General features: G+C 42.0%; 25 protein-coding genes. 21 read left to right on the plus strand and 4 right to left on the minus strand.

Annotation, left to right across the window (positions count from 1 at the left end; all coding sequences use genetic code 11):
• Positions 1-2 precede the first annotated feature (2 nt).
• The 17 genes from ACTL4S_RS07830 to ACTL4S_RS07910 all read left to right on the plus strand — a co-directional run bounded on the left by ACTL4S_RS07830 (position 3) and on the right by ACTL4S_RS07910 (position 15,759).
• Complete coding sequence (locus ACTL4S_RS07830; protein WP_441299093.1) at positions 3-476, plus strand: head-tail connector protein; 474 nt, start codon at positions 3-5, stop codon at positions 474-476.
• Positions 477-833, plus strand: coding sequence for a phage head closure protein (locus ACTL4S_RS07835; RefSeq protein ID WP_441299094.1), 357 nt, complete (start codon positions 477-479; stop codon positions 831-833).
• Positions 815-1,285: an HK97-gp10 family putative phage morphogenesis protein gene (locus ACTL4S_RS07840; RefSeq protein ID WP_441299095.1), complete on the plus strand. Its 471-nt coding sequence runs from the start codon at positions 815-817 to the stop codon at positions 1,283-1,285. The genes ACTL4S_RS07835 and ACTL4S_RS07840 overlap by 19 nt, the downstream gene beginning before the upstream one ends.
• On the plus strand, positions 1,282-1,656 hold the full coding sequence (locus tag ACTL4S_RS07845) for a DUF3168 domain-containing protein (protein ID WP_441299096.1): 375 nt from the start codon (positions 1,282-1,284) through the stop codon (positions 1,654-1,656). Before ACTL4S_RS07840 ends, ACTL4S_RS07845 begins: the two co-directional genes overlap by 4 nt.
• A gap of 67 nt (positions 1,657-1,723) precedes the next feature.
• The gene (locus tag ACTL4S_RS07850) at positions 1,724-2,188 is read left to right on the plus strand and encodes a phage tail tube protein (RefSeq protein ID WP_441299097.1); all 465 of its coding nucleotides are present in this window, start codon (positions 1,724-1,726) and stop codon (positions 2,186-2,188) included.
• 42 nt (positions 2,189-2,230) lie between these two features.
• Entirely contained in the window at positions 2,231-2,716 is a 486-nt protein-coding gene (locus ACTL4S_RS07855; RefSeq protein WP_441299098.1) for a phage tail assembly chaperone family protein, TAC, read from the plus strand.
• A gap of 208 nt (positions 2,717-2,924) precedes the next feature.
• Positions 2,925-3,536: a hypothetical protein gene (locus ACTL4S_RS07860; protein WP_441299099.1), complete on the plus strand. Its 612-nt coding sequence runs from the start codon at positions 2,925-2,927 to the stop codon at positions 3,534-3,536.
• A 9-nt stretch (positions 3,537-3,545) separates the two neighbouring features.
• A complete protein-coding gene (locus ACTL4S_RS07865; protein WP_180086719.1) occupies positions 3,546-4,187 on the plus strand; it encodes a hypothetical protein in 642 nt (213 codons plus the stop codon).
• A 57-nt stretch (positions 4,188-4,244) separates the two neighbouring features.
• Positions 4,245-7,859, plus strand: coding sequence for a tape measure protein (locus tag ACTL4S_RS07870; protein ID WP_441299100.1), 3,615 nt, complete (start codon positions 4,245-4,247; stop codon positions 7,857-7,859).
• Positions 7,860-7,865: 6 nt separating this feature from the next.
• The gene (locus ACTL4S_RS07875; RefSeq protein ID WP_441299101.1) at positions 7,866-8,141 is read left to right on the plus strand and encodes a hypothetical protein; all 276 of its coding nucleotides are present in this window, start codon (positions 7,866-7,868) and stop codon (positions 8,139-8,141) included.
• A 39-nt stretch (positions 8,142-8,180) separates the two neighbouring features.
• The gene (locus ACTL4S_RS07880; RefSeq protein ID WP_441299102.1) at positions 8,181-8,657 is read left to right on the plus strand and encodes a hypothetical protein; all 477 of its coding nucleotides are present in this window, start codon (positions 8,181-8,183) and stop codon (positions 8,655-8,657) included.
• Positions 8,657-9,181 carry a DUF1833 family protein gene (locus tag ACTL4S_RS07885; RefSeq protein WP_441299103.1) on the plus strand — a complete coding sequence of 175 codons (525 nt, stop codon included), beginning with the start codon at positions 8,657-8,659 and terminating at the stop codon, positions 9,179-9,181. The genes ACTL4S_RS07880 and ACTL4S_RS07885 overlap by 1 nt, the downstream gene beginning before the upstream one ends.
• Positions 9,178-9,552 carry a hypothetical protein gene (locus ACTL4S_RS07890; protein WP_441299104.1) on the plus strand — a complete coding sequence of 125 codons (375 nt, stop codon included), beginning with the start codon at positions 9,178-9,180 and terminating at the stop codon, positions 9,550-9,552. Before ACTL4S_RS07885 ends, ACTL4S_RS07890 begins: the two co-directional genes overlap by 4 nt.
• A complete protein-coding gene (locus ACTL4S_RS07895) occupies positions 9,527-12,397 on the plus strand; it encodes a host specificity factor TipJ family phage tail protein (RefSeq protein WP_441299105.1) in 2,871 nt (956 codons plus the stop codon). The genes ACTL4S_RS07890 and ACTL4S_RS07895 overlap by 26 nt, the downstream gene beginning before the upstream one ends.
• Before the next feature lie 39 nt (positions 12,398-12,436).
• A complete protein-coding gene (locus ACTL4S_RS07900) occupies positions 12,437-14,386 on the plus strand; it encodes a hypothetical protein (RefSeq protein ID WP_441299106.1) in 1,950 nt (649 codons plus the stop codon).
• A gap of 72 nt (positions 14,387-14,458) precedes the next feature.
• Entirely contained in the window at positions 14,459-15,016 is a 558-nt protein-coding gene (locus ACTL4S_RS07905) for a coiled-coil domain-containing protein (protein ID WP_441299107.1), read from the plus strand.
• Positions 15,013-15,759, plus strand: coding sequence for an N-acetylmuramoyl-L-alanine amidase (locus tag ACTL4S_RS07910; RefSeq protein ID WP_441299108.1), 747 nt, complete (start codon positions 15,013-15,015; stop codon positions 15,757-15,759). The genes ACTL4S_RS07905 and ACTL4S_RS07910 overlap by 4 nt, the downstream gene beginning before the upstream one ends.
• A gap of 87 nt (positions 15,760-15,846) precedes the next feature.
• Here the strand turns inward: ACTL4S_RS07910 and ACTL4S_RS07915 are convergent, their stop codons facing one another.
• The 3 genes from ACTL4S_RS07915 to ACTL4S_RS07925 all read right to left on the minus strand — a co-directional run bounded on the left by ACTL4S_RS07915 (position 15,847) and on the right by ACTL4S_RS07925 (position 17,048).
• A complete protein-coding gene (locus ACTL4S_RS07915; protein WP_441299109.1) occupies positions 15,847-16,275 on the minus strand; it encodes a right-handed parallel beta-helix repeat-containing protein in 429 nt (142 codons plus the stop codon).
• Positions 16,272-16,673, minus strand: a complete 402-nt coding sequence (locus ACTL4S_RS07920) for a hypothetical protein (protein WP_441299110.1) — start codon at positions 16,671-16,673, stop codon at positions 16,272-16,274. The genes ACTL4S_RS07915 and ACTL4S_RS07920 overlap by 4 nt, the downstream gene beginning before the upstream one ends.
• Before the next feature lie 159 nt (positions 16,674-16,832).
• Positions 16,833-17,048, minus strand: a complete 216-nt coding sequence (locus tag ACTL4S_RS07925) for a hypothetical protein (RefSeq protein ID WP_441299111.1) — start codon at positions 17,046-17,048, stop codon at positions 16,833-16,835.
• Positions 17,049-17,577: 529 nt separating this feature from the next.
• On the opposite strand from ACTL4S_RS07925, the gene ACTL4S_RS07930 reads away from it, so the two are divergent.
• On the plus strand, positions 17,578-18,615 hold the full coding sequence (locus ACTL4S_RS07930; protein ID WP_441299112.1) for a metallophosphoesterase: 1,038 nt from the start codon (positions 17,578-17,580) through the stop codon (positions 18,613-18,615).
• Positions 18,616-18,681: 66 nt separating this feature from the next.
• Here ACTL4S_RS07930 and ACTL4S_RS07935 read toward each other — a convergent pair whose 3' ends face one another.
• Positions 18,682-19,104, minus strand: a complete 423-nt coding sequence (locus ACTL4S_RS07935) for an OsmC family protein (RefSeq protein ID WP_005171632.1) — start codon at positions 19,102-19,104, stop codon at positions 18,682-18,684.
• Between the two features lie 147 nt (positions 19,105-19,251).
• Between ACTL4S_RS07935 and crp the strand changes: the two genes are divergently transcribed.
• The 3 genes from crp (at position 19,252) to ACTL4S_RS07950 (ending at position 21,690) form a co-directional block, all read left to right on the plus strand.
• Positions 19,252-19,959, plus strand: coding sequence for a cAMP-activated global transcriptional regulator CRP (gene crp, locus ACTL4S_RS07940; protein WP_004280141.1), 708 nt, complete (start codon positions 19,252-19,254; stop codon positions 19,957-19,959).
• Between the two features lie 172 nt (positions 19,960-20,131).
• Positions 20,132-21,181, plus strand: coding sequence for an NADP(H)-dependent aldo-keto reductase (locus ACTL4S_RS07945; RefSeq protein ID WP_441299113.1), 1,050 nt, complete (start codon positions 20,132-20,134; stop codon positions 21,179-21,181).
• A gap of 143 nt (positions 21,182-21,324) precedes the next feature.
• Positions 21,325-21,690 (plus strand): antitoxin Xre/MbcA/ParS toxin-binding domain-containing protein, encoded by a 366-nt coding sequence (locus ACTL4S_RS07950; RefSeq protein WP_004646580.1) that lies wholly within the window; start codon positions 21,325-21,327, stop codon positions 21,688-21,690.
• The last annotated feature ends 95 nt before the right edge of the window (positions 21,691-21,785 follow it).

A 21,785-nucleotide genomic window follows, 5' to 3' on the forward strand; every position in this document is an offset into this window, starting at 1 on the left:
TCATGCCAGTTATTAACATTGAAAAAGCTATGGTTCATTTGCGAGTAGATGAAGATACTGGCGGTGATGTCCTGGCTAAGTTGAATTCAGCGGAAGATAAAGCGGCTCAATATTTGAATCGCTTTTTTTATGCCACTTCAGCTGCATGGACAGATGCGATTTCTCTCACTTTGGACCAGCTAAATTATGAGCTTGTGAAATACAAAGAGAGTTGCGATGCAGCTAATCTGGTTACAGATCCAGTCTCAAGAAATATGCTGTTATCTGCGGCTGAAAACCTTAAGAAAGAAGCTCAGCGCAATACCAAAATGGCTATGCAGGGCATTGTTATCAATCCATCTATTGAAGCTGCTGTTTTACTGATCTTAGGTAGCCTTTATGAAAATCGGGAAGATGAAACCAGCACTGCGGTAAATGAGTTGCCGAAAGGCGCTTTGTGGTTGCTCGATCCATACCGTTTAGATCTGGGGGTATAGATGAGAGCAGGTCCTTTAAGACATCGCATCCGTATTGAAGCCTTTACCGAAACCCAAGACAAAACCACAGGTCGTATTACTCAAGCCTGGACAGAGTTTTGTACAATTTGGGGAAAGCATGAGGCCTTATCTACACGCGACCAGCTGCAAGCTCAGACCATTGATTCGAGCATGACTGCACGTTGTCGCATTCGTTACAGCTCAAAGGCAAGTCAGATTGATTCAACCATGCGTCTATATTTCCGGGGTAAGTACTGGAAGATTGACGGTGATCCAGTACCAGACAATGAAAGTGGCCTTGAGTGGTTGACGCTCAATCTTGCAGAAGGTGAATCAGAATGGCAGCAGTCGAGTTAAATATTGAAGGCTTGGATGAGCTGAATAAGAAACTCAAGCAACTTTCAAATCCTAAAAAAGCCAAGCAAATTGCACGAAAAGCCGGGCGCCAAGCGATGAATCTTGTTCGCGATGCTGCACGTAGCAATGCAAAGGCAATTGATGATCCTGAAACACGGGAAAAGATTCATAAGAATATTGTGACCCAAGGTGGTAAGAGCCGTAATCCTAATGAGATTAAGATTCGAGTGGGGGTGAAAGGTGGAGCAGGTCAGAATCAATACTCTGTCAGCACGGCTGGCTTAAGTGGTGGAGATACTCGGCACTTTAGATTTATTGAGTTTGGTACCAGCAAGATTCCAGCCACTCCATTTTTAAGACCTGCTTTAGCTAATAATTTTGATAAGGTCACAACCAAGTTTGTCCAGGTATTTGATGCTGAAATCACCAAAGCATTACGTGAGGCTATATGACAGCACCTATTTTCCCATTACTTAATGCGAGTGATGAAGTTAAATTTTATCTGGAATCTGGCGGGATTTTACGTGCATTTGAATTTGGTCTTGCACCAGATAAACCAAAGCCGCCGTACCTGGTCTGGCAGGATATCTCTGGTATTCCGCAAAATCATTTAGATTGCCCGGCAAACATCGATCATGTGACGATCCAAGTTGATATCTATACAACGAATGCGGATGACCTGCGAAATATCCGTGAAGCGGTTCGTAGGGCTTTTGAGGCTGATAACTCTTGCACTTTAACTGGTCTGCGGGGTAATGAGCGTGATCCAGACAGCAAGATGTATCGAACCGGTTTCGATTCAAACTGGTTTGTAGATCGATAAAAAGAATTTTCCACATAGCACCCAACCGGGTGCTTTTTTTATGCCTAAAATTGAGGAGTACTCGCAAATGGCAGAATTACGCACGCAAGGGACAAACGTCTTTGCTTTTGATGGTACCGACATTACGCAACTTGTCTGTGTAACCGGTATCGACTTGGGAAGTGACAGTACTTCAAAAATTGAAACAACCTGTCTTGAAGAAACGAAATCCAAATCCTATATGCCGGGGCTATCTGATCCGGGTGATGGCTCACTTTCAATTCGACTTGATCCAGAAAACGACTCACACCTAAAGCTTATTCAATGGGCAGAAAATCGCACCGAACTTGAATTTTATATTGGTGCGAGTGATTCAGTTGCTCCGCCAACAGTAGCTATAAATGCTGTAGCTCTACCAACTGGCCGTTCATTCTGGTCATTTAAAGGCGCATTAACTCCAGCAGTGCCAACATTTGAAGCGGATTCCATTGTGGGCTACCAGTTCACTTTACAGCGTTCAACTGGTGTGACTCTAACTCCAGCAACTGTTTAATCCAAAGCCCCTGTATTGGGGCTTTATTCTTTCTGGTGAATCATGAAAAAATTAACTTTAAAAGACATTAAGTCTGGCGCACTAATGGGTAAGCCGGAGCATGTGACAGTTCAAATTAAAGTAAGTGGTGAAGATGCTGAGTTTGATACGCACATTCTGCCATTTAGCTACAGCACAGCAGTAGCCCAAATGAAAGCCTATGGTGAAAACAAAGAGGCCTTAGCTGGTGTTTTGGCAAGCGTTATTTGTGATGAGAAAGGACAACTCGCATTCACTGAAGATGAAATCCGCACCCATTTTAACCAAGCCTTAGTAGATGCACTATGGTCAAAAATTGTGGATATTAACGTATTGGGAAAGCAACTGAACTCAACCAAGACGACGAAATCCTTATCGAAATCAGCATCGCGCTCGGCAAAACGTACAGTGAAGTCGCCAACCTCCCATATAGAGAAATTAAAAAGTACACCGCCTACATCCGAAAATACGGAAGCCTCAACCTCGGAAGAAGATTCGAGCAAGAGCTAGCAAGGATTCATCAGTCTATTTTAATGCTGAAAGGCGTTAAGAATGTGAAGTTGCATGACCTAATGACCCATGAAGAAAAACCAGTAGAAAAGAATCTTGAGGATTATCTGGTGGAGAATTTTGGGAAATAAGAAATCAATTTAGATTGGTTTCTTTTTCACCTGATAATTAGTATCTTGGTCTGAATAATAAATATTCAGGATTGAGTATGTGGCTTATATTAATAATTATTGTAGTGGTCATCGGTGCAATTTTCTTGGCAAGGAAAGCCAGCATTCCGGTGGAAAACAAGACTCAAGAATTTCTCAAGACCCAACAAAATAGAGGTAAAGAGGAAGTGAGCGGTAGAAGTTTACCACCACCATTCCCAATGGGGAGCACTAGAAAAAAGGATGCGAATAAGATTGCCCCTAAGAGAATTTTCCGACTTGATTATGATTGTGCGCATGATTTTGATAGCTATCCATTCGAAATTGTTGGTGAATCACACTACCAATCCAATATTGAGCGGTTTGCTGTAAAAAGAGAGGGCAAGGGTTGCTTTACCGAAGTAGAGGCAAAAATTATCAGGGATATTAATAACAGCCACGATAAAAACGCATGCAGGGTAGCCATCAGCGGATTAACAGTTGGTTATTTCCCTCGCAATAATGCCGAGAGTTGGGTAAAACTTTTGGGGCGCTTAAATATGCCTGATAACTCAGAAGTCTATGTTAGGGCTGTGATTGTTGGTGGTGGAAGCAAAGATCATAGCTTCGGGGTAAGATTGGATATACCATCTAGAGTTGCAAATTCTGCTAAATACATAAAAGAAGTTTAAGGTCCTTGTATGAAAAAAATCATTTTATTAGCTTTGGCTATTGGTCTTTTGGGGTGTGGTGGGGAAGTAGAAAGCCCTAAAAAATCCAATACCAGCGAGCAATCAGGCCCTAAAAAAATTAGCCAGTATGCATATAACAATTACTCTATTGATCAGTTCCCTAGACTCTATGCTGAATGGGGTGAGGATTGGGTTAAGAGGATTTCGGAGCTTGAAAAACAAGCAGTTCACAAAATAGCAAATGAACCAAATACGTGTGATTCTATTGATATGGTGGCGCTATCTGATAATAGAAGCACTCCAAAAAAAGAAGCAGTTTTCTTTGTGGACTGCGTGAATGGTGAGCGATTTTATGTATCGCAGACAGATTTAGTTGGCACGAAAGAAATTAAATCACAAACTCAAAAAGCAATTAGTCAAACCGAGGCATTCGACAGGTGTCGCGACATGGTGAAAGCTAATGCTAAATACCCAACCTCAGTAAATTTCAAGCTACTAGATAGCAGCGGTTTTACTGCTGCCACAACAGGTAATGTGGTTGTTATGCTTGGTTTTGATGCAAAAAACAGTTTTGGGGCAGAATTGCCAGCCAAGGCTAGATGCGTGTTTACACCAGAAGGCAAGGGTGAAATAAGCATCATTGAGGGCTAAATTAATAAAATCCACTAACCGCCACTAGGCGGTTTTTTTACGCCTAGAGGAAAGGTTATGGCTACAAAACTCGGAACACTAACTCTTGATCTGGTTGCAAAAATTGGCAACTTTACACAAGGGATGCGCCAAGCTTCATCCTCAGCAGAACGTGAAATGCAGCGGGCCAGTAATAGCGTAAACATCATGAATGGCATGCTTGGGAAATTAGCTGCTACAGCAGGCGCTGCATTCTCTATTAATCAAGTTAAAAACTATGCAGATAGTTACACGGGCATCGTCAATCAGCTCAAGCTTGTGACCAGTGGACAGGCTGAATTAAATACCGCAATGAATGACACCTATAAGATTGCACAAGCTACTGCGTCAAGTTGGGATGCGGTCAATAGTGTTTATTCTAAATATATGTCCAATGCCAAAACACTAAACCTGACTCAAGCGGAGACAGCGCGGCTTACCGAGGTTACATCAAAAGCGGTGGCTGTTAGTGGCTCTACAACTGAAGCAGCAGCGGGGGCTTTGTTTCAGTTTGGGCAGGCTCTTGATGGGAATATTCTTCGGGCTGAGGAATATAATAGCCTGGTTGATGGTGCTGGTGGCTTACTAAATGCCATGGCAAAAGGCCTTAATGTGACTCGTGGCGAATTGCGTCAGATGATGCTAGACGGGAAACTCTCAGGCCAAGTTATCACCGAGGCATTATTAAAAGCGGGTGATAGTGTTGATGAGTTGTATTCCAAAACCGATACCACTATGACCGCCTCTTTTAACCTGATCACCACCGAAGTTACGAAAATGGTCGGGGAGTTTGATTCAGCTACCGGCGCATCCAAAACATTTGTACAGGGTATTACCCTACTTTCCCAGAACATGGATGCTTTGGTCGATGTCGCAATGGTTGCTGGTGCATATTGGGCTGGAACTTATATTCCCGTTCTAATCAAAGGAACACAGGCGACCATTGCAGACACAGCTGGAAAAGTTTCAAATGCTTTGGCAACAAGAAGTAAGGCTTTGGCTGATTATGATATGGCTAAATCCAATCTGGCTGCAACCGCTGCCATGGTTCGCTCTATGGGTGTGACAAATGCTCAAACGGTAGCGATGATGGCGAATGCTCGAGCAGCCTACCAGCAAGCGGCAGCAGCAAAAGCAGCAGCCGTAGCCAATACTGGTGTGCTAGGTGTTTTAGGCGGGCCTGTAGGCATTGGTGTAACTTTAGCAACTGTAGCAGCTGGCTACCTATTAATGAAAGACAATGCTGATAAGGCCACCGCATCAATTGATACTCAGGGAAAATCGGTTGGTGAGCTAATCGAAAAATACCGAGAATTAAATACGCTTCAGCGAGATAATGAAACTAAAGCGTTAGCAGATCAGGTCGAAGAATTAAGTCTGAAATATCGAGTAGCGTCATCTGACTTACTTTCATTCATGGAAAGCCTACCCATTGCTGACGATAAAATTGCCACCTTTAGAAAGCTGAATAGCGAATTGTCACAAGGGCGAATCTCTACCGATGACTACTACAAGTCGATCAAAGAGGTAAATATCCTCACTGATGACCAGTTATCTAAGGTGCGTACACTGATTGGCGCATATACCAGCAATAAAGAAAAACTGAATGAAGCAAAAGTTGCTCAAGATGCGCTTTCCAGTTCGATGACTGGCACAACCCAAAAGGCGAAAGAGCAGGCGATTGGCGTGGCTCAATTGAGTGAGGCTATTAAAAAACTCCTCAAGGAATCAAACCAAACCATTAAAGACTCAGCAATTACTTCTGCTCTAGCAAGTCGTGGCTATAACGACACTATGATCGAGCTGGCTAAAAAGTACCTTAATGTTGAAGGTGCGATTGTTACCAATGCGAAAGGTCAAAAGGTCTTAAAAAACGAACTGAAGACTAAACTTCGCGAGGAATATCAAGCCATCATGCGCTCCAAAAATGCTGTCGATGAGCGCAACAAGGCGGAGGAAAAGAGCAAAAAACTACTTGAAGCTACTGGCAATGCAATGAAGGTGAATGCCAAAGTTGCAGCAAATGCGGCCAAGTATAACTTTGCTGCAATTGAAGCTAAAAACAAGCTTCCTTCTGGATTGTTATCTGCTATTCATATGCAGGAGTCGCGAGGCAATGCGAACGCCTATAACAAGAGTTCTGGTGCCGCTGGTGGATTCCAGTTTCTTGAAGGCACAGCAAAACAGTACGGTGTAAAAGATCGCTACAACCTTGCGCAATCAGCCGAGGGTGCTGGCAAGTACATGGCCTACCTTCTTGATTTATTCAAGGGGGATCTCGATAAGGCTGTGAGCGCCTACCATGCTGGTGAAGGCAATGTTCAGCGTGGCACGAATATTGGCCCGGTAAACCGCCAGTATGTGAAAAACATCAAGGGTTATTTAGGTGGCTCCAGCGGTGTTTCATTCACAGAGGATTATTCTTTTGATGACTGGTTGAAGGAGCTAGAGCAGCACGTAGCTGAGCAAGAAAAGCTTGAGAAAGAACTGGCTGAAACCAAGAAGGCCATTCAGGTCAGCTACTACAACGAATGGCAAAAACTTGAATACGATAACCAAGAAAGAATCAAGGAGATCGAAAAAGCTTTTGCTACTGATCCAACAGAGCGCGACCGTCTTTTAGGACTTCAACAGAAGGCCTATGAAGATGATGTGGCTAACTGGATTAAAGCACAGGATGAGCGGGTTAAGGCCGAGAATGAGGCTAATCAGAAAATTATTCTAGCTCGTCAAAACGCTTTCGCCATGATGAATGGGCCTTTGGGTGCCATGGTTCAGATGGGGGTGGAAGCCAGCGCTAGAGCATCCATGAATCCAGAGGAATATCAGAGATGGCAGTTGGGTAGTGAGCAGCAAGATGGTTATTCACAACTTGCTGATAACCTTTATTCTGCGCGGGAAGGTATTCAGAATGATGAGTACACTACCGATACTGAAAAGTATCAGCAGCTCGAACAGGCTTATGAAGTTTATCTGCAAAATAAGGCTGCACTATCTGAGTCGTACAGCAAGCAAGAGCAAGACCTAGCTCAAGCACAATACGAAAGTCAGTTGAGCTTGTGGGGCAATCTTTTAGGTCAAGCTCAAAACACTTGGTCGCAGATGACTCAAGCGGTCAAGGATAGTGAGGGTGAGCAATCTGGTGCGTTTAAGGCCATGTTCTTAATGCAGCAGATGTTTGCAATAGGATCTGCTCTTGTAAGTACGCACTTAGCAGCCACACAGGTGGCCGCTGATGCAACAATCCCTTTCTTTGGTGCCAAAATTGCAGCTTCTAAAGCAATGCTAGCAATGGGTTACGCCAACGTCGGTCTAATCGCAGGCCAAACCATTGCGGGCATGGCCCACGACGGTATCGATAATATCCCCAAAGAAGGCACATGGTTGCTGGATAAGGGGGAGCGTGTTGTTGATAGTCGGACGAATAGCGATTTGAAGGACTTTATCGCTAATGGTGGTAGTGGCTCAGGCGTTAATATTGTAGTTGAGAATTACACGTCTGGACAGGTGCAAACCAAAGTTGACGAAGAGGGCCGCATTCGAGTTATTATTCGGGATGAGGTAGATAAATATCTGCCTGGTCAAATGAACAATTCAAACTCGAAAATACATAAAGCAGTCGTGCGAAACACCACAGCAACAACCAAGAGATAAGGAAAAATGAGTAAAGAAACAGCAGAATTGCATGTATTGCTTCGCTTTCAAGCACATGCCACAGCAATAGGGATGTATTTTCTTATTTCAAAAGGCTTGCTGGATAAAGATGAATACAATGAATATCTTAAAAATGCAGAAACAAACCTGAAAGAAAATTTAGGGCAAGATGCTCTTGAGGCTGAAGTTGATTTCAAGGCACTAATTGAAGAGGCATTTTCTGGATTGTATATACCTGACAATGTTGGAGCCAATCTCTTTACCCCTAAACTATTCAACTAAAAATGCCACCTTCGGGTGGTTTTTTAATGGGTAAAATTTATGAACAGTTTTGCATTATGCCCGTTACAAGCCGGGTATTCCTTTTCACCTGGCAATAACATGTTGGAGCAGCAACTTCTTGGCGGGTTCGCCCGTCAGCGAAGAATGTTTGTAAATAACGTGCATGTGGCCAATGTGTCTGTGCTGCTTAAAACCAAAACCCATGCTCAGTATTTCTGGGCATTTTGGCGATTGCATACACTCGATCCAAAGCCATTTTTATGGCGACTGATTACAGACTCGGCCGAAGCACAGGATCACACCTGTCAGTTCGTCGCTGATTCTCTGTCAGTCGGTGAGCGTAGCGGTGTGATTTATTCCGTGTCATTCCAGGTGCGATGCAAGCCATTGAACAATGGTGATCTGGCCTTCGATCAGCAGATTGTGGATTTGTGGGAGTCCGGCAGCCCACTTGAGATGCTGAATTTACTTGAAAAGCTGGTGAATGAAAGCTTTCCAGATGCCTTGGGGGTGTGATGGTTACCGTAAATGATATTAAAGACTTTCATCTGGATAGTGCGGCTAGTGTGGTTTTACTGGAAACACTTGAGATCAGTCATTCACTTTGGCCCAATCCGATTCGACTTGTGAACAACCACCCGGATGGTGTGTCTGTCACTCTGGAGAATGGTCAGCCGGCCACGTTTGAATTTATCCCAGTGATGATTCAGCGCGGCAATACCTCTGATGACCTAGACCAATCTCTGAAAATCACAGTTGGGGATTTAGGTGAAGTGGTGCCACCGTTGATCAAGCTGATTGAAGACGCATCGAGTGACGAAAAGCCACAGGTAATTTATCGTTCATTTGCTTTTGATGCTGCATCCATGGTGCTTACCAAGGCCACACCGATTGAATTGATCCGTGGTCTGCATGTGGCACAAATGAATCAAGACCATCAAGCTACGACATTTGAAGCAGCAACATCTGGGAAAAATAGTGTCAAGACGGGCCGAACCTATAACTTCAAAGACTATCCAGACCTGAGAGGATTGATATGAAAAGTATTGATGCTTTGCTGGACCGGCAATATGACCCTAAAAAATACCATTGTGTTCACTTTTTGATTGAAGCAGCACAGTATCTCTTTGAAAAAGATTATTCAGCAAGCTTTATGGGGTTGACTGGTGATCTGGCTAAAAGCATCCAGACTTCACGTGATACCACGATCAAAAACAAAAGACTAGAGCGACCCAAAGACGGCTGCATTGTCCTAATGACTAATCTTCTAAATAGCTCCCATGTGGGGCTTTTTTATTGCGGTCGTGTTTTACACCTGTCTGAAATCGGTGTGCATTTTCAGGAACTTCGGTCACTAGAGCGAAATTATTCAAGGTTTAGATTTTATGAAGCTTCGTATTTATCCCAATGAGCTTGACCCGACTGAATTTAATGAAAAAGAGTATGAGTGCCTGCTTAAAGACTGGCTAAATATTCGTGAAGAATATCCAGAGGCTAGACTGTATAAAGACAGCATCTGTGCCCAAAACGATGTGACACCAAAAACCAAAGAAGAGGCTTTGCAGCTTCTTCATGCAGATGGTGATTATTTTGTGCTTTGTCATGCTGGTACGCCTTTTGAAATTTTCCTGGTTGTAGTAACCGTGCTGTCAGCAGCACTGGCAATTTACACCTACATGAACATGCCTGAGATTCCTGATCAAGCATCAGGGTCTGGCAATAACAGTCTGGCTTCGCGCCAGAATAAGCACCGCACCAGTGAGCGCACTCCCGATATTTATGGGAATGTAAAATCCATTCCTGATCTGATTGCACCCTTGTACCGCTACTACGCAGACAATGTGCAGGTTGAAGAAGCACTGCTTTCGATTGGCACCGGATATTTCGAAATAGATCCTGACCAAATCAAGGAAGGTGAAACCCCGATCAATACGATTGAAGGGGCGAGTTTAAGTATTTATGAGCCAAATACACTGACCACTGGTGCAGCGCAAATTCAGATTGGGGAAGCTTTTATTACTCCTCAAATTGTGGCCAAGCAAGTCAGCTCGATTGATGGTAAACAGAAGCTGATTTCTCCAAACAGTGCGATGCTGACTTATAAAGGAGTTTCTTTCAATGGTAATTCGATTTTAGTTGGTACAGGCTCGCAAGGTAAAAATCAGAAATATAGCTGGAATCACATTACCAACGCTTTTTTATACCAATCTCAGGATATTTATGCGGATTTCACAACGAAATTTGTAAATGGCGAGCAAATCATTATTGAGAATGCGATTTATGGATCTGCGCCCAATCTTGGCATTTCCGGAACAGCCGAGGTTAGTGGTAATGGGGTACTAACTATTGCATCAGCCACCAATATTATTGATCCACAGAAATACAAAAAAATTCGCATATCCGCACTTACAGTTGATGATTTGGTTGAAGGGCAGCTTAGTTTGGCTGGTGAGTATGCAGTTTCAAATATTGTGAAATCTGGATCAACTGGCGCATGGTTTTATGAGGTCACTCTGGCTTCAAACTATGCGGAAACCAATATTAACTTTAGCCGCATGTCAGCCGATGGAACAGGCATCTTATCTGCAGTATTGACCGATCATGACGAAAATATTGATTTGAGTGGTACTTATACCATTTCAACAGTTTCATCTAATGAAATAATTCTGGTTACACCATCAGCCGTCAATCCGGATTGGTTGCTAATTGCAGCGCTCACGCCTCAGCAAATATCAGAAATGCTTGGGCAGAGCATCACCTTTAGAGGCACAAGTGAAAACTTTATTGGCTGGTATTACGCAGGTAACAAAGAAACTGAAGGCATGATCCTGAATTTTCTGGCAGCCAATGGTATCTATCAAGGAGATCGGGGCAAGCAGGTTGCAATTGAAGTGCAATACCAGCAGGTCATCAATGGTGTGCCGACCGGACAGATTTATTCAACTGGTATGGTTATGCAAGGCAAATCCAATAACCGTGATCAGGTAGGCGCTACTATTCGCGAGCAACTGCCTTTTAATGGTCAATTTCGCTTCAGAGTTAAGCGTATCAATGACAATGGTAGTAACGCAAATCTGGTGGATGATGTAATTTTTGAAAGCGCTTACAGCTTTTACGAATCCAAGAAACTTACTTATGAGTATGACACTATTGTTCGATTGAAACGCCTGGCGATTGGATCTGGAACCAATGCTTCTGAGCTAAATATGCCGTTGACACGAAAGCTGTACTCATACCGCAAGGGTGTGCAATCGGCGGAGCGCATACCAACCAGTAACTTCGCAGACATTATTATCAATATGGCCCTCGATCCATTCATTGGTCGTTTTGATATATCGGAAATTGATGTTCAGTCGCTGTATGAGGTGTCAGATGAAATAGAAGCTTATTTCGGTACGTCAAAAGCATGTGAGTTTAATTACACTTTTGATAACAAGAATAGCAGTTATCAAGAGATGGCCTTTGCTGTTGCTGAAGTGGTTTTCTGCACCGCACGCCGGGAGAATGGAAGGCACTTTTTCACTTTTGAGAAAGAAACACCAAACTCTCTCATTTTATTCAACCATCGGAATATTAAGCCTGAAAGTCTGACTGTAAGTAATTCATTTGGCTTGCAGGATGACTATGATGGTATTGAATTTAAGTGGCGTGATGCAACTGATGATTATTCTGAAGCGGTGATTAAGCTGCCACACGACGGATTAGCCAATTACAAAACCATTGAAAGCAATGGTGTGACTAATGCTATTCAGGCGCATCTTTTAGCTCATCGAGCCTGGAATAAGATGCAGTTCAATCGCAAGACTATTGAATTTACCGCATACGGTGAAGCGGATCTGGTAACACGTAATGACCGCATTGCTATCGTTGATGATGTGTTCAAGATGCTCGGTAGTGGTGAGGTTGAATCTCAAAACAATACAGTTCTAACGCTGGATAATTCTATCGATCTCGATGAAGGCGACAGCTATGTTATTCACTTGCAGCTCAAAGATGGTTCGGTTGATGTAATCAATATTGTTAATCAACTTGACGAAAATCAGGTGCAGTTGGCGCGAATACCGCTCATGCCTCTGGTTATAGACAAGGTGGTGAATGCCACGTATAGCATCACTAAAGCAAGCGATCAGGAAAGCGAGGCATACTTAATTCAAGAGAAATCCCCGAGCGCCACCTTTGAAACAGGGGTGAGTGCGATCAAGTATGACAGTCGCTACTACATCAACGACAAAGACCACATAAATAATTTGATTTAACAGCCACCTTTGGGTGGTTTTTTAATGCCGGAGAGAAACATGGCTGACGTAATTACAAAGCAAGACCTTATTGAGGGTAGACTGGATGTCAAAAGTCTTGGTGAGGCAGCCAATGAGGTCAAAATAGTTACACCTCGTTATGGTGCTCCTTATAAATCTGTTCCGATGCTTTCACAACTTTTTGAAGCAATGCTTCAAACAGGTATGGTGAAATTAGACGATTTACAAAATGCGATAAATGTAGCACTTGCAGCAGGAGCCGGGGCCAATGGGTGGACCGCCGATCTAGTAGAATATGATGGCTCTACCCAAAAACTATTTAATGATCAAATTAAAGCAGTCAACGCCGAGGTGGACTCTCGGCTGGAATCACTCCGGAAATCAGCTCCTGTATTGGTTGATGATTACTGGGTTAATGGAATGGCGGACTGGGGGATTGCTGCTCAGGCTGCAATCGATGATTTATCTGAGAAAGGTGGAGGTCGATTATTTTTTCCATCACGCATCTATGATACGAGTCAGACGATAACCTTTAAATCAAATATTTTTTATGATGGCGAGTTTCGAGGTGAACGCGGTGGGTTAAATGGGGTTCTTTTCCGAAAAAATGGCAACTACATCGGTATCAGACTTGGTGAAACAACACTCAAAAGATGTGATGATATTATAATTAGAAATATTGCTGTTGATGGTAACAACTATGATTACGATGGTTGGTCATGCGAGCACTTACACTATTTTGATATAGACAATTTAACATCAATTCGAAATAAAGGGGTGGGGCGTGGGTTTAACTTCTACTATAGCTGGACCGGTAAAATCGGACAGCTTTTTTCAATGTGGAATGACGTAAACTATCGTTTCTTCTTTCAATGCAACGCATTATCGATCGGTCATTTGTATTCAAGTACAGCGAATGGCGGTGCAACAAAAGTCGGGCTACAAATCGGCGGTTTACTCGGGATTGATATCCAGCGAATCACGCATGAAGGAGATGCACGCTATCCTGTTCAGATTCTTGGGTACAGCCAGGCGCTTAACATTAATAGTTGCTATCTTGAGTTTGATCATACTGCTGCGGGCATTATCAATGCGATCTACTCAAATGCAGCAGATGATGCACAGCGCAACTATGCAGTTAATATCAAAAACCTCATGCTGATTGCAAACAACATTACAGTTGCAAGTCCACTGATTTATGCATCCAATTCACACAAAGGACTCAAGGTAGAAAATGCATACATCCGCTTGCAAGGCAGTGCTGATTTTTCAACTGTACCGGTAATGAAAGTGAATAATTCAGGAGCTAACACAGATGCAAGCAATGTGGTTTTTGATCAGATTCATATTAATGACAGTACAACTGGTAACGCTACTACGACCTACGGTTTAGCATTCCAAGGATCAAAAACAACAGATGGCAAGGCAACAAACATCACCACCACGAAAGCCACGCTGAAAAATACATGGGGTGGCTTAGATTACGATCAGCGTGTCGACGGGCGTATCGGTGCGCAACTAACCCCGATTGGTACAGTTGCTCCGCGCTATATCGGTGAGCGTTTCACAGCTACAACAAAGAACCGTTTGTATACTGCGAACGGATTGGGATTAGGTGATTGGGCGCGAGTAGATGGTGCGGTTGAATTGGTTGATGAGCCGTTATTTGCTGCGCAAGGTGCTTGGACATTGGGTGCGGGCTGGTCTGTTTCCGGTGGTGATTTAGTGCTAAATGGTACGGGTGCAGTATCACAGCAATTAGATGTAAAGGCAGGTAAATATTACCGGGTTCGATTTGAAATTAAGGATCGAACCTCTGGTAGTGTTTCCGTAGGCCTGGGCGGGGTAGCACTTGGTGAGTTTTCAGCAAATACAGTTTATGACCAAATCATTCGAGCTGTTAACTTCAACCCACTGACTTTAAATACAGCTATCTCTGGATCATTAAAATTTAATTATTTTAGCATCTGTGAAAGCGCGGCGATTTAACACAATAAACACATCCGAACCCTGATCCTTAATTAGATCAGGGTTTTTTATTACCAAAATTTAGGGGGCGCAATGTCAAATGACTACTCAACTGATCCACCGGTAGCAACAGCAGGGCAGCTTCTTGCCATCTCAGACAAGATTAATGACATATCTAAAAGCATGGATAAGTTAGCTGAAATGCCCCAAAAACTTGACCGCATGAATATGCAGTTGGAGCAGCTCAATAAAGAGCATCAGCAAACTCGGAATGACTTAACTCAGACTCGGGACAATCTGCAAGATGACCTAGATCGAGCCAAGTCAAGCTTTAAAAGTGAGATTAAGCAAGTCCGAAATGAGATTGATCCAAAGTTTAAAGAAATGGACATGCAAATCAGGGTACTCCATGAGAGCAAAACCAAGATTGATAACACCACAAGTCTTGTACGCTTTGGTGGTATTTTCTTGGCTGGCTTGTTTGTAGTCGCATGGAATACTCAAACAAGCAAGACAGACACGGTAAACACTCAGACAATGGCAAATAGCCAGTCCATCCAAGTTCTTGAAAAACAATCTGACCAACTTTTAAGAACGGTTGAAGAAATCCGCAACAAACTTTATGAACGAAATATGAGAGAGGAAAAATGAAATTAATCCAAGAAAGTGCACTTCAGTACTTATCCGTAAAGCTCCCACTACTGGGGGCTTTTTTAATGCTTGCAGTTTTAGCACTACAGTGGGCATTAGACTTTAATTTTATCCCCGAGCAATATGCGCCTTTTATCATTGGTACTGTATTGCCAGCCCTAAGCTGGGTAGGTCGTAAAATCGCACAGCCACAATTACACAATCAGTCCTTAGGTTTTGTCACAGTTACAGCAGGGCACAGTAATACAGACCCCGGTGCAGTCAATGGCAAAATTAAAGAAGCGGATCTGGTCGTCAATTTCCGAAATGCAGTAACTCACTATTTACGTGAAGCAGGGCTACAGGTTAAGACTGATGGTACTGGCACCAAGAACGACCCATTGTCTGCTGCGGTAAAATTAATTCAAGGCTCAAGTGTGGCAGTCGAATTTCACATGAATGCTGCAACATCAAAACAGGCAAATGGTGTGGAAACCATTGCTTTGCCTAAAGACAAGAAACTTGCACAGGACTTATCCAGAGCTGTAGCGGATGCATTGGGCAGTCGTTTGCGCGGTGACAACGGTTGGATTGATCAATCCAAATCAGCGCGAGGTCGCCTGGCATACGTGAATGCCGGCGGCTTAATTATAGAGCTTGGCTTTATCTCCAATGAAGATGAACTTGCCCGATTCAATGCGCGTTACTGGCTGGCTGCTAAGGCTGTAGCTAAAGTGTTAATTGACTATGAAAAGCGTAATTAAGGTTTTAATGCTGTGCATCCTCTTATCAGGTTGCACAGCTCATTCGATTACGACGAATGGGAATGTCGGTATTTGTATTGGGGTTATTTAAAATAGGAATTTCCAGAAACTAACATGAGAGAATTTTTTTTGAATCAATGATTGCAATATCCTGTATTCACTTGATTTAATTGTTACTTGTCTTGCATTTTTGATTTTTTGAAAGTTAATTACAGACTCGAAAATCACTGTGTTATTTTTAATCTTTATACTCTTGCAATTAGTAAATAAAACCGCTCTTACAATTGGAATGCTTTTGTTAGTCGGCAATAAAAATAAATTATGATTTATAGAAATATCTGATTGATTTTCAGAGAAGTAACCAATAGAAAAATTCTCTAGTGTTATATTCTCTGATCTGAAATTGTTTCCTTTAATTATGACTGCGGTGGCATTTGGATCTCCTGAATTAATCAGTGTGAGGTTCCGAATGCCGGAGTTATCTCCAACTACAGTTATTACAGCTGACTGATTCATAAAGGTAATTGTGAAATTAAACTATTAACACTTGGTGTAATTGTTACTGCACTAGCACCGAAATGAACCAAGTTTTCACAAATGTTTGCAATTTTTCTAAAAATTGTAATTTTTTCTTGCGCTGTTTGAACCTCTTCTAAATTTTTTATTTCATTTAGAATATCATTTTTAATTGATTCTGGTATATCACATGCTGGCTCAAGAGTATTGATTAATTCGAGTAGGACTTTAGTTTCATTCGTATTAAGAATAGTATTATTAGAAATCTTTAATTTATTGATTTTTGAGTTACTCTTAAGAACGCCATTCATTTGCCCCCCAATCGTGTTTTCTGAAATTTCTAAATCATCAGCACCATTGATTTCAAATGCAATAAACTGGTTTGAATTAGTAGACATAATGGCTTCTCTATAAGTTATTATATTTTCTAATATTAGCTAAGAATATTGGAAAATCAAATTATTTGAAGATTAATTTTATTTAAACTCCCTAAAAATCTCCCCATTCTTTATCGGGTGCTCTATATAAAAATAGGTTCATGTTATCATAAAAATTCCTTAATAATAAAAATAGGGATCCTGATTGTTCTTAGCCACCTTATTGCATTCTTTACATTTAATACTCTCAATAGAGTAGAGCCCACGAGTTTGTTTGCCTTCCGCAGCAGCAATAATAGAAAAGTGCTGGGTATCATTAAAACTATAGTCATCCTGCGCTCTACATACAGAGCACTTAATAATTTTTCTATCACAGTAAATGTGTGGTTGTTCCATTATATTTTCCCCTCTATTTCAATCAAAATAGATGATATAATTGACTTACACAAGGATTCAAAGACTTGTGGATAAAGTCACGTTTAGACCAAGATTATCCCAAATTAAAATAAGCTATTGTTTTTGCTATTAAGATACTACGTTGACATCGTAGAGGTCTCCAGTTCGAGTCTGGATATACCTACCAAGATTCTAAAAGCTCATTCTAAGAATGGGCTTTTTTTATTACGCTATTGAAATGTAATTTTTTTTATTTCATAAGTATTTCAGCCTCCACTGAACTAAATATCAAATATAAAAATATCAGATCAAGCTCTTAAATATTCAAGCAGCATAGTCGGCATTTGCCAATACTTTTAAGAACAAGATAAGCGTCTTCATAAAAATTAAGCTCATGATTTCACTTAAACTTACAATACTGAACATTGATTTATTTAAATGATGATTCATTCTGTATTCAGATCTTCATAAATTTAAAGGATACTTATTAGGGGTATATTCTGTTTTAGACTTAATTCAGGATGCATAAATGAAGTACTCATTTATACAGCAGGCTTTCACTGGTCCCGTGGATATCGTAGGGGATATTCATGGTGAGATTGCCGCGCTGGAACAACTGATCCAGGTATTAGGTTATGACCGGAATGGTCATCATCCAGAACAGCGCAAACTAATTTTTGTCGGTGATCTATGTGACCGGGGGCAAGACAGTGTTGCGGTGATCAAACGCGTCAAACAGCTGGTAGATGAAGGCTATGCACAATGTGTGATGGGTAATCATGAATTGAACCTATTGACCGATACTTTGCGGGAAGGCAATGGCTGGTTTTTTGGTTCACCGCATCAGGATGATCTGAAACCTTTTGATTCGATCCAAGCCTCAATCAAAGATCGACAATGGATTCTGGATTTTTTAAATAGCTTACCGTTGGCCTTGGAGTCGGAGCAGCTGCGTGTTGTACATGCCTGTTGGCATCAAGGATCAATTGATCAATTACGCAATTCTGGTTTTACTTCGCTTGGCGAAGCCTATGCTGATTTCGTTCAACATACAGCGCTGGATCTGCAAGCCTTAGGTATTAATGAATTCATCCAGATAGAGCAGCAACGCTACCAACACCAGTTCAAAGACCCGGCTGTAACTTTACCTTTATTGCAACATCTCGCAGAAAAAGAGCTACGTGAGCAAATGCACAATCCGATTCGGGGCATTACTTCTGGTGCGGAAAAAATCGCCTTAGAACCGATTTATGCCGGTGGAAGGTGGCGGATGATCGACCGCGTGCCATGGTGGGACAGCTATACCGACCAAATTCCAGTCATTACTGGACATTATTGGCGGAACTTTAAATCTACTGAAGAAAAAACCGGTTTACTCAAATCGATCGATGCACTGCAATGGTATGGACAGCAACAAAACGTATTTTGTGTGGATTATTCAGTGGGTAAACGCTATCTCGATCGTCAACAGGGTGTCGCGTTCAGACATCGACTCGGCGCCTTAAGATTTCCAGAAAATATCTTGAGCTTTGAAGATGGCAATCAGTATTCAGTTCAGCGGTTCTGAGAAAAGGCAATTTTCTGATACAAAAAAAGCAGCTTTTCCAGCCGCTTTTTTTACAGAATCTAGATTTTATTCTGCTTCGATAATTTCATAATCATGGGTAATTTCAACGCCGCCATCCGAAAGCATTTTGCTGGCAGAGCAATACTTTTCTGCAGAAAGTTCTACGGCTTTTGCCACCTGTTTCTCTTTAATGGCTTTGCCTGTCACGACAAAATGTAAGTGAATTTTCGTGAAAACTGCCGGAATTGTATCCGCACGTTCAGCCTTTAACTCACAACGTACATCGCTAATATCCTGACGGGCTTTCTTTAAAATGGTCACAATATCAAAAGATGCACAGCCACCCAGACCGGTTAAAAGGAGTTCCATTGGACGGGGACCACGGTTTTCACCGCCATATTCCGCTGAACCATCCATAATGATGGTATGACCACTTTGAGTTTTTGCTTCAAAAGCAACATTCTCTAACCAATGAACGCTTGTTTGCATTGCAACTACCTAAAAAAAGCTATAAATTTGTCAAGTAACTGTACACTAACATAAATTGGGTTGATACGGAATTTCAATCCCACTGTGTGACAAGTTCACATTAGGTCTTGTGCGATCTATACATTATCCATATTCGGAACCGTAAGCATGACTTCAAACTTTTCACAATTGAGCACAGATGCGCTTTCTCCGGGGCAATTACCAGAATCCGTGAAAGCACTGTTAAAACGTGCATATATTAATCGTTATCCAAAACGTACTACGATCATTGATGCAGGATCAGAATCTAAATCTTTATATTTGATTTTGAAGGGGTCTGTATCCATCATTCTTCGTGAAGATGATGATCGTGAAATTGTCGTGGCTTATTTAAATGCGGGTGACTTCTTTGGGGAAATGGGTCTATTCGAGGTTAATCCACAACGTACTGCGGAAGTTCGTACGCGTGATGTGTGTGAAATTGCCGAAATTACCTATGAAAACTTTCACGAAATCAGCAAGCAATATCCTGATCTGAGCTATGCGGTATTTGCTCAATTAGTACGTCGTTTGAAAAATACCACACGTAAAGTCACTGATCTGGCATTTATTGATGTTTCAGGCCGGATTGCACGTTGCCTGATCGACCTGTCTTCACAGCCAGAAGCGATGATTTTGCCGAATGGCCGTCAGATTCGTATTACCCGTCAGGAAATTGGTCGCATTGTTGGCTGTTCCCGTGAAATGGTGGGTCGCGTACTGAAAACGCTAGAAGAGCAGGGCATGATCGAAACCGATGGTAAAGCCATCCTGATCTTTGATGCTTCACTAGAAGAAGCGTCTGAAGCAGTTGCAGATGGTGCCATAGACGAATAATCCAGATATTAAAAAGCAAATCTTCGGATTTGCTTTTTTATGCGTCATTACTTAATACATAAAAATTTAGAACAAGCTTCTCAGAAAAGATGATTTAAGCTCCCCTTATAATTCCGATAGGCTATAGCCCACTTGATCTCAATTCACTGAATAAAATTCACAGGATGTTTTTATGCAATTCAGACCGTTGGCGGATACCGGCATTCTTTTGCCAGAAATTTGTTTGGGCACCATGACCTTTGGTGAGCAGAACACGCAAGAACAGGCTTTTCAGCAACTGGATTATGCTTTAGATCAGGGACTGTATTTCTGGGATACTGCGGAAATGTACCCGGTACCGCCAAAACCTGAAACGCAAGGTGCTACCGAGCGTATTATCGGGAACTGGATCGCTGCACGTGGTGGCCGTGACAAACTCTTTTTAGCCTCAAAAATTGCCGGACCATCGCAAGGTGGTAGCCATATCCGGGATGGTCAAACCCGTTTCGTTGCCGATGAAATTTCAGCAGCCATTGACCAGTCATTGTCACGCCTACAAACGGATTATATTGATCTGTATCAGTTACACTGGCCGCAACGCCCAACCAATTTCTTTGGCAAGCTGGGTTATGGCAATGCTGAAGCAGCAGAAGACCGTGCCGTGACAGATCTTGAAGAAACCCTAACCGCCTTACAGGATGAAATTAAAAAAGGGCGTATCCGTTATATTGGTCTTTCCAATGAAACCCCGTGGGGCATGATGAAGTTCTTACACCTCGCAGAGAAGTTAGGTTTGTCGAAATTCGTCAGTGTACAAAATCCTTACAACCTGCTGAACCGCACTTATGAAATCGGCATGTCAGAAATTGCCCAATATGAAAATGTAGGTTTGTTGGCGTATTCACCTTTAGCATTTGGTTATTTGACCGGTAAATTCCGGCATGGTGCACGTCCTGCCAATGCGCGTGTCACCTTGTTCTCCCGCTTTAGCCGCTATAGCAATCCGCAAAGTGAATGGGCAACCGAGCAATATGCCCAGCTGGCAGAACAGCATGGCTTAAGTCTCACTCAATTGGCTTTGGCCTTTATCAAGCAGCAGTTCTTTGTGACCAGTACGATTATTGGTGCCACCAATCTGGATCAGCTGAAAGAAAATATTCAGGCATTTGAAATTGATCTGTCTGAGGAAATACTGAAAGGTATTGAGGCAATTCACCGTCAGCAACCGAATCCGGCACCATAATCATGGTGTTGTTATTTTAAAGCACCCTCCAAGCGAGGGTGTTTTAATTTTATGAGAAATTAAATTTGATGATAAACAACATGGCCGGAAAACAATAAAAGCAGCATAATCGAAATAAGACGCATCAAGATGATTTGATAAAAATGAATAGTGAAACAGGTATTTCTAAATCCCAAGTATTAGCTATAGCAGTATTCAACTTAGCTGAGCAGTTGCAACTGAAAGAATTCGAACTTGCATTGATTCTGGGTTTATCTGAGGCGGAATTATCTCTGGTTATAAATGAAAAAGAATTAGAACCAGATACTACAGCAGGCGAAAAAGCTATAGCTTTAGTAAATATCTATCAAAAGTTATTTAGCTTGCATGGTGGAGACTTGAGCTGGATGCGCCATTTTATCAATTCACCTAACAAGCTTTTGAATCATCAAACGCCAAGATCCTTGATGCAAACAGAACATGGTTTGAGTGAAGTATTGCGATTACTAGGAAGGTTGCAACCGTACTAAAAATATCTCTCTATTCTCTACTAAGCTGAAAAATAGCAGAGTAAATTAAATAAAATATGAATTGTTTATCTTCACTTTAAAAATTCTTCTAACCT

The sequence above is a fragment of the Acinetobacter lwoffii genome (genome assembly GCF_052078135.1).
Taxonomy (GTDB): domain Bacteria; phylum Pseudomonadota; class Gammaproteobacteria; order Pseudomonadales; family Moraxellaceae; genus Acinetobacter; species Acinetobacter lwoffii_Z.

What these genes read in the sequence shown, in the direction of transcription:
- ACTL4S_RS07840 (WP_441299095.1), top strand. Translation starts at nt 815, where the DNA reads ATGGCAGCAGTCGAGTTAAATATTGAAGGCTTGGATGAGCTGAATAAG.
- ACTL4S_RS07845 (WP_441299096.1), top strand. Translation starts at nt 1,282, where the DNA reads ATGACAGCACCTATTTTCCCATTACTTAATGCGAGTGATGAAGTTAAA.
- ACTL4S_RS07885 (WP_441299103.1), top strand. Translation starts at nt 8,657, where the DNA reads ATGGTTACCGTAAATGATATTAAAGACTTTCATCTGGATAGTGCGGCT.
- ACTL4S_RS07930 (WP_441299112.1), top strand. Translation starts at nt 17,578, where the DNA reads ATGAAGTACTCATTTATACAGCAGGCTTTCACTGGTCCCGTGGATATC.
- ACTL4S_RS07870 (WP_441299100.1), top strand. Translation starts at nt 4,245, where the DNA reads ATGGCTACAAAACTCGGAACACTAACTCTTGATCTGGTTGCAAAAATT.
- ACTL4S_RS07890 (WP_441299104.1), top strand. Translation starts at nt 9,178, where the DNA reads ATGAAAAGTATTGATGCTTTGCTGGACCGGCAATATGACCCTAAAAAA.
- ACTL4S_RS07830 (WP_441299093.1), top strand. Translation starts at nt 3, where the DNA reads ATGCCAGTTATTAACATTGAAAAAGCTATGGTTCATTTGCGAGTAGAT.
- ACTL4S_RS07905 (WP_441299107.1), top strand. Translation starts at nt 14,459, where the DNA reads ATGTCAAATGACTACTCAACTGATCCACCGGTAGCAACAGCAGGGCAG.
- ACTL4S_RS07835 (WP_441299094.1), top strand. Translation starts at nt 477, where the DNA reads ATGAGAGCAGGTCCTTTAAGACATCGCATCCGTATTGAAGCCTTTACC.
- ACTL4S_RS07915 (WP_441299109.1), bottom strand. Translation starts at nt 16,275, where the DNA reads ATGAATCAGTCAGCTGTAATAACTGTAGTTGGAGATAACTCCGGCATT.
- ACTL4S_RS07945 (WP_441299113.1), top strand. Translation starts at nt 20,132, where the DNA reads ATGCAATTCAGACCGTTGGCGGATACCGGCATTCTTTTGCCAGAAATT.
- ACTL4S_RS07950 (WP_004646580.1), top strand. Translation starts at nt 21,325, where the DNA reads ATGAATAGTGAAACAGGTATTTCTAAATCCCAAGTATTAGCTATAGCA.
- ACTL4S_RS07920 (WP_441299110.1), bottom strand. Translation starts at nt 16,673, where the DNA reads ATGTCTACTAATTCAAACCAGTTTATTGCATTTGAAATCAATGGTGCT.
- ACTL4S_RS07935 (WP_005171632.1), bottom strand. Translation starts at nt 19,104, where the DNA reads ATGCAAACAAGCGTTCATTGGTTAGAGAATGTTGCTTTTGAAGCAAAA.
- crp (WP_004280141.1), top strand. Translation starts at nt 19,252, where the DNA reads ATGACTTCAAACTTTTCACAATTGAGCACAGATGCGCTTTCTCCGGGG.
- ACTL4S_RS07860 (WP_441299099.1), top strand. Translation starts at nt 2,925, where the DNA reads ATGTGGCTTATATTAATAATTATTGTAGTGGTCATCGGTGCAATTTTC.
- ACTL4S_RS07880 (WP_441299102.1), top strand. Translation starts at nt 8,181, where the DNA reads ATGAACAGTTTTGCATTATGCCCGTTACAAGCCGGGTATTCCTTTTCA.
- ACTL4S_RS07855 (WP_441299098.1), top strand. Translation starts at nt 2,231, where the DNA reads ATGAAAAAATTAACTTTAAAAGACATTAAGTCTGGCGCACTAATGGGT.
- ACTL4S_RS07925 (WP_441299111.1), bottom strand. Translation starts at nt 17,048, where the DNA reads ATGGAACAACCACACATTTACTGTGATAGAAAAATTATTAAGTGCTCT.
- ACTL4S_RS07865 (WP_180086719.1), top strand. Translation starts at nt 3,546, where the DNA reads ATGAAAAAAATCATTTTATTAGCTTTGGCTATTGGTCTTTTGGGGTGT.
- ACTL4S_RS07900 (WP_441299106.1), top strand. Translation starts at nt 12,437, where the DNA reads ATGGCTGACGTAATTACAAAGCAAGACCTTATTGAGGGTAGACTGGAT.
- ACTL4S_RS07895 (WP_441299105.1), top strand. Translation starts at nt 9,527, where the DNA reads ATGAAGCTTCGTATTTATCCCAATGAGCTTGACCCGACTGAATTTAAT.
- ACTL4S_RS07910 (WP_441299108.1), top strand. Translation starts at nt 15,013, where the DNA reads ATGAAATTAATCCAAGAAAGTGCACTTCAGTACTTATCCGTAAAGCTC.
- ACTL4S_RS07850 (WP_441299097.1), top strand. Translation starts at nt 1,724, where the DNA reads ATGGCAGAATTACGCACGCAAGGGACAAACGTCTTTGCTTTTGATGGT.
- ACTL4S_RS07875 (WP_441299101.1), top strand. Translation starts at nt 7,866, where the DNA reads ATGAGTAAAGAAACAGCAGAATTGCATGTATTGCTTCGCTTTCAAGCA.